At 74.7% G+C, this 6,324-nt stretch carries 4 protein-coding genes and 2 pseudogenes; 5 read left to right on the top strand and 1 reads right to left on the bottom strand.

What is annotated here, in order from left to right:
- Nucleotides 1-76: 76 nt before the first annotated feature.
- From ACWJ6R_RS27835 to ACWJ6R_RS27825, 3 genes and pseudogenes are all read left to right on the top strand, one after another.
- A pseudogene (locus tag ACWJ6R_RS27835) lies at nt 77-1,339 on the top strand (DUF5682 family protein); the annotation flags it as partial.
- An 82-nt stretch (nt 1,340-1,421) separates the two neighbouring features.
- A complete protein-coding gene (locus ACWJ6R_RS27830) occupies nt 1,422-1,988 on the top strand; it encodes a DUF5682 family protein (RefSeq protein WP_449065068.1) in 567 nt (188 codons plus the stop codon).
- Nucleotides 1,988-3,177, top strand: a pseudogene (locus ACWJ6R_RS27825) (VWA domain-containing protein). Before ACWJ6R_RS27830 ends, ACWJ6R_RS27825 begins: the two are co-directional and overlap by 1 nt.
- A gap of 122 nt (nt 3,178-3,299) precedes the next feature.
- On the opposite strand, the gene ACWJ6R_RS27820 reads toward ACWJ6R_RS27825, so the two are convergent.
- Nucleotides 3,300-4,757 (bottom strand): MFS transporter, encoded by a 1,458-nt coding sequence (locus ACWJ6R_RS27820; protein ID WP_449065067.1) that lies wholly within the window; start codon nt 4,755-4,757, stop codon nt 3,300-3,302.
- Nucleotides 4,758-4,913: 156 nt separating this feature from the next.
- On the opposite strand from ACWJ6R_RS27820, the gene ACWJ6R_RS27815 reads away from it, so the two are divergent.
- Together ACWJ6R_RS27815 and ACWJ6R_RS27810 are read left to right on the top strand one after the other, a co-directional pair.
- On the top strand, nt 4,914-5,654 hold the full coding sequence (locus tag ACWJ6R_RS27815; protein ID WP_449065066.1) for a TetR/AcrR family transcriptional regulator C-terminal domain-containing protein: 741 nt from the start codon (nt 4,914-4,916) through the stop codon (nt 5,652-5,654).
- 48 nt (nt 5,655-5,702) lie between these two features.
- Entirely contained in the window at nt 5,703-6,302 is a 600-nt protein-coding gene (locus ACWJ6R_RS27810; RefSeq protein WP_449065065.1) for an MFS transporter, read from the top strand.
- The last annotated feature ends 22 nt before the right edge of the window (nt 6,303-6,324 follow it).

Here is a 6,324-nt window from a genome sequence, read left to right as displayed (position 1 = left end):
CGGCGGGACCGCCGGGGACGGTGGCGGTCCCGCGGACCTCGACGACGGCGGGGCGCGGGCCGTACGGGTCGATCCGATCGGGGCGCTCGCCCGCGCCGCCGGCTACGACGACCCCGAGCGGTGGTGGGAGGACGCGGTCGAGCACCGCGGCGACACGCCGTTCCAGGTGATCGCCGAGGCGATGGCCGCGGTCCGCGAGGGGTACGTCCCCGACGCGCACGAGGCGCGGCGCGAGGCCTTCATGCGCCGCACGGTCCGCGGGGCGGTCAAGGACGGGTTCGAGCGGATCGCCGTGGTCTGCGGCGCCTGGCACGTGCCCGCCCTGGCGGGCGCGCCGGGCGCGCCGGGCACGGGCAAAGGGAAGTCCTGGGGCGCGGGGCTGCCGGCGGCGAAGGCGGACGACGCGCTGCTGCGGGGCCTGCCCAAGGCCAAGGTGGAGACGACCTGGGTGCCGTGGACCTACGGGCGGCTGGCGGCCTGGAGCGGGTACGGCGCGGGCGTGACCTCCCCGGGCTGGTACCACCACCTGTTCGCCGCGCCCGACCGGCCGGTGGAGCGGTGGCTGACCGAGGCCGCCGGGGTGCTGCGGGAGGAGGACCTGCCGGTCTCCTCCGCGCACGTCATCGAGGCCGTACGGCTGGCGCGCTCCCTGGCGGTGCTCCGCGGGCGGCCGCTGGCCGGGCTCGCGGAGGTCACCGAGGCGGCCAGGGCGGTCCTGTGCGAGGGCGACGACCTGCCGGTGGAGCTGATCGGGCGGCGCATGGTCGTGGGGGAGAGGCTCGGCCACGTCCCCGACGCCACCCCGATGGTCCCGCTCCAGCGGCACCTGCGCGCCGAGCAGCGGCGGCTGCGGCTCAAGCCCGAGGCACTGGAGCGCGAGCTCGACCTCGACCTGCGCAAGCCGCTCGACCTGGAGCGCAGCAGGCTGCTGCACCGCCTGCGCCTGCTGGGGGTGGGCTGGGGCGGTCCGCGGGAGAGCACGGGCAAGGGCACCTTCCGGGAATCGTGGACCCTCGCCTGGCGTCCGGAGTTCGACATCGACCTGATCGAGGCGGGCGCCTGGGGCACCACCGTCCCGGCCGCCGCCGCCACCCGCGTCCGGGACCTGGCGTCCGCCGCCGCCTCCCTGGCCGACCTGACGGCGCTGGTCGAGCGCAGCCTCCTGGCCGGCCTGCCGGAGGCGCTGCCGGACGTGCTGGACGCGCTGTCGGCGCGGGCGGCGCTGGACGGGGACGTGACCCACCTGATGGCGGCGCTGCCCGCGATGGTCAGGGCCCAGCGCTACGGCGACGTGCGCGGCACGCCCGCGGCGGGGCTGTCCTCGATCGCCGAGGCGCTGCTGACCCGGATCTGCGTCGGGCTGGCGCGCGGCGGCCGGGCTGGCGACGACGCGCCCGCGACCTGGTCGCCACGTCGACGCGGTGCACGCCGCGGTCGGCCTGCTGGACGCCGGGGAGGGTCCGCCGGAGGAGCGGGCGGCGGGATCTGTACCGGAGCCCGCGGAGGACCGGCCGAGGACGCGCTGGCTGGGCGCGCTCCGCGCGGTGTCCCGCCGCTCCGACCTGCACGGCCTGATCGAGGGGCGGCTGGTGCGGATCCTGCTGGACGCCGGTGACCTCGACACCGCCCGGGCGGAGCGGCGCATGTCCCGCGCCATGTCCGCCGGGCACCCGCCCGCCCGCGCGGCGGCCTGGATCGAGGGGTTCACCTCGGGCGGCGGGCTGCTGCTGGTCCACGACGCCCGGCTCCTCGGGCTGGTCGACGGGTGGCTGTCCGGGCTGGCCCCGGAGGCGTTCGTGGACGTGCTGCCCCTGCTGCGGCGGGCGTTCGGCGCCTTCGCCGCACCGGAGCGCCGCTCGATCGGGGAGCGGGTCCGCGTCCTGGGCCCGGGAGCGGCACCGGAGGCGGCCGGGGCCGCCGACGACGTGGACGACGAGCGCGCGGCGGCGGCCGTGCGGACCGTGCTGGCGATTTTGGGGAGGGCCTGATGGGCGGCGTGATCACGGGGGAGGCCCGGACGGGCGACGGAGAGCGGCTGCGCCGCTGGCGGCTGGTGCTCGGCGGCGACGCCGACGGCACCGGGTGCGCGCTGAGCGGGACGACGCGGGGATGGACGGCGCGCTGGCCGCGCTCTACAACGGCGGCGGGGAGGGCTCGCGGGAGCGGAGCGGCGGGCTGGGCGCGTCCGCGCCGAGGGTCGCCCGCTGGCTGGGCGACATCAGGTCCTACTTCCCCTCGACCGTGGTCCAGGTGATGCAGAAGGACGCCGTCGAGCGGCTGAACCTCACCCGGCTGATGCTGGAGCCGGAGATGCTCGAGGCGGTCGAGCCGGACGTCCACCTGGTCGGCACGCTCCTGTCGCTCAACAAGGTGATGCCGGAGAAGGCCAGGGAGTCGGCCCGCGCGCTGGTCCGCAAGGTCGTCTCCGAGCTGGAGCGGCGGCTGGTGCAGAAGACGAAGGCCGCGGTGACCGGTGCGCTGGACCGCTCGGCTCGCACCCACCGGCCCCGGCGGGTCGCCGACATCGACTGGGACCGGACGATCCGGGCGAACCTGAAGAACTATCTGCCCGAGAAGAACACCGTGATCCCCTCGCGGCTGGTCGGGTACGGCAGGCGCCAGCGGGCGGTCCAGCGGGAGGTGGTGCTCTGCATCGACCAGAGCGGCTCGATGGCCGCCTCGGTCGTCTACTCCAGCGTCTTCGGGGCGGTGCTCGCCTCGATGCGGTCGCTGAGGACGTCGCTGGTGGTCTTCGACACCGCGGTCGTCGACCTCACCGACCAGCTGCACGACCCGGTGGAGCTGCTGTTCGGCACCCAGCTCGGCGGCGGCACCGACATCAACCGGGCCATCGCCTACAGCCAGGGCCTCATCACCCGGCCCACCGACTCGATCTTCATCCTGATCAGCGACCTCTACGAGGGCGGCGTCCGGCAGGAGATGCTCCGCCGGGTCGCCCAGATGACCGCGGCCGGGGTGCAGGTGATCGTGCTGCTGGCGCTGTCGGACGAGGGCGCGCCCTTCTACGACCGGGAGAACGCCGCGGCCCTGGCCGCGATGGGGGTGCCCGCCTTCGCCTGCACCCCCGACGCCTTCCCCGACCTGATGGCCGCCGCGATCGAGCGGCGCGACATCGGCCGCTGGGCCGAACGCCACCTGGAGCGCCCGGCGGGCTGACGGACCCGTCCCGGCGGGAGGCGGCACGGGGGCCCGTCTTCCGCCGGGACGTCCGGCGCTCGGTCTCCGGGCGCTTCGGCCGGCCCGCCGCATGCCCTCCGCGGGTCCGGCCGCCGGGACGCTCAGTGCCCGGCGCCCTCCTCCTCGGGACGGGCCCGGAGCGGGAGCAGGAAGGCCGCGGCGAAGGCGACGGCGACCATGCCGCCGGAGACCCAGAGCGTGGTCCGCATCGCCTCGGGGAAGGCCCGGCCGCCCTCCAGCAGGCCGAAGAAGAGCGTGCCGACCGCGGCGGCGCCGAGCGCGCCGCCGAGCTGCTGGACGGCGGTGAGCGTGCCGCTGGCGGAGCCGGACTCGTGCGGCTCCACGCCGGCCAGCACGATGTCGAAGAACGGCGCCATGACCATGCTCATGCCGGTGCCGGTGACGAGCAGGGCGGGGGCGAGCTGCCACGGCGTGACGCCCGCGCCGGCCAGGTCGAGGGTGACGGCGATGCCGGCCAGGCCCGCGACCATCACGAGGGCGCCCAGGTGGATCAGCCGCCGGCCGGCCTTCTGCGCCAGCCCGGCGGCGTTGACGGCGATGAAGCCGAGCACCGTCCCGACGGCGCTGGGCAGGTTCGCCAGGCCCGCCTTGAGCGGGTCGTAGCCCAGGCCCAGCTGGAAGTACAGGCCGAGCACCATCGAGAAGCCGACCAGCGCGGTGAAGAAGACCAGGCCGGTGACCAGGCCGCCGGTGAAGGCGCGCTTGCGGAACAGGCCCGTCTCGAGCAGCGGGTCGCCGCCTGCGCGCCGCTTGCGGGTCTGGTGGCGGGCGAAGATCGCGAGCACCGCGGCCGAGGCGGCCATGGAGGCGAAGGTCCAGGCCAGCCAGCCGAGGTCGCGTCCCTGCACCAGGGGGTAGACCAGCAGGAAGGCGGCGGCGGAGACCAGCCCCATGCCGGTGAGGTCCAGCCGGGAGGCGTGCTCGCCGCGGGACTCGGGCAGCATGGCGGCGGCCCCGGCGACCGCGAGCAGGCCGAGCGGGAGGTTGATCAGGAAGATCATGCGCCAGCCGGCGCCGAACAGGTCGGCGTCGACCAGCCAGCCCGCGAGCACCGGCCCGCCGACCATGGACAGGCCCATGACCGGCCCGAAGGCGCCGAACGCGGCGGCCATCTCCTTCGGCGGGAACATCTCCTTGATCATGCCCAGGCCCTGCGGGAGCATCACCGCGCCGAACAGTCCCTGCAGGATCCGCGCGCCGGTCAGCATCTCGGGGGAGAGGGCCAGGCCGCACAGGAGCGAGCCGGCGGTGAAGCCCAGGGCGCCGACCACGAACATGCGCCTGCGGCCGTAGATGTCGCCGAGGCGCCCGCCGGTGATCAGCCCGACGGCCATCGCCATGGTGTAGCCGGCGCCGAGCCACTGGATCATGCTGGTCGATCCGCCCAGGTCGGCGCGGATCGACGGGGCCGCGATGTTGGTGATCACGGAGTCGACCAGGTCCATGACCTCGACGAGGAGGATCACGAAGAGGGCGGGCCAGCGCCATCGGTACGGCTCGACGGCGACCTCGGGGCCGGTGGTGGCGGTGCGGGTCATGAGGGGTCCCTTCCGAAGGGGGCGCGCGACGTGTCGCGAACAGTGTTCGTAATCTACGAACGCCGTTATATAAACGAACAGCGTTCGCGTCAAGTACGGCGTTCGTTCCCGGTACGGCGTTCGCCGGGAGGAAATCCGGCGGGGTACCATCGCCGCGTGACCGACATCCCCGCACCGCCCTGGCGCAAGACCCGCGCCCCCAGCGCTCCCCGCGCCGCCCTGAGCAGGGAGCTCATCGTCTCCACGGGCCTGCGGATCGTCGACGCCGAAGGGCTGGAGGCGCTGAGCATGCGCCGGGTCGCCCAGGAGCTCGGGACCGGTCCCGCCTCGCTCTACGCCCACGTGGCGAACAAGGAGGAGCTGCTCGACCTGATCTACGACCGGGTCATGGCCGAGATCCACGTCCCCGAACCTGATCCGGAGCGCTGGCTGGAGCAGCTCAGGGAGATGGTCATGGACGCCTTCCGGGTCTTCAGCTCGCACGCCGACATCGCCCGGGTGGGACTGGCCAACATCCCGACCAGCCCCAACGCGCTGCGCATCGCCGAGGGACAGCTCGCCATCATGCTCGCCGGCGGCGTGCCGCCGCGGATCGCCGCGCTGATGCTCGACCGGTTCGGCATCTACATCTGCGCCGACGCCTACGAGAGCGCGCTCTACCTCAACCGGCAGCGCGGCAGCGACAAGGACGTCGAGTCCTTCCTGGAGGAGACGTTCGGCCAGATCAAGACCTTCTACCGGAACCTGCCCGCCGACCGCTTCCCCCGCCTCACCGCCCACGTCGACGCGCTGACCGGCCCGGACGGCGACGAGCGGTTCGAGTTCGGCCTCGACCTGATGCTGCGCGGCCTGGCCTCCTACGTCCGGGACGCCGGGAGTCCTACGTCCAAGGGCTGACCCGCCCGGCCGATGCGCCCGCCGGAGCGGCGGCCGTACGGTCCGATCATGACGACGACGGTTCTGGAACCTCCCCCGGGCATATTCGCGCGGCGCCACCGCGCGGTGACGATCGGCATGGTGGCCCTGATCGTGCTGGTCGCCTTCGAGGCGCTGGCGGTGGCGACCGCGATGCCGGTGGTCGGGCGCGAGCTCGACGGGCTGGGCCTGTACGCGCTGGCCTTCAGCGGGGCGCTGGCCGCGGGGATGACCGCCACCGTGCTGGGCGGGCGGTGGGGCGACCTGCGCGGGCCGGTGGTCCCGCTCTGGACGGGGGTGGCCGCCTTCGTCGCGGGACTGCTGGTGGCCGGCACGGCGCCCACCATGGACGTGTTCGTGCTGGGCCGGTTCGTGCAGGGCTTCGGCGGAGGGCTCTTCCAGGTCGCGCTGTACGTGCTGGTCTCCCGGGTCTACCCCGCCCGGACGCATCCGAAGGTCTTCTCGGTCTTCGCCGGGGCCTGGGTGGTGCCCTCCATGGTCGGGCCGGCGATCACCGGCGTGGTGGTCGAGCAGCTCGGCTGGCGCTGGGTCTTCCTGGGCGTGCCGCTGCCTGGTCGCCCCGGCCGCGCTGCTGCTCTGGCGCGGCCTGGCCGCCGTCCCGGCCGGTGAGCACGCCGTCCCGGCCGGAGAG

It is taken from the genome of Planomonospora algeriensis, assembly GCF_977012225.1.
Note: the sequence above shows the minus strand (reverse complement) of the source record. Positions and strands in the feature narration are given on the sequence as shown.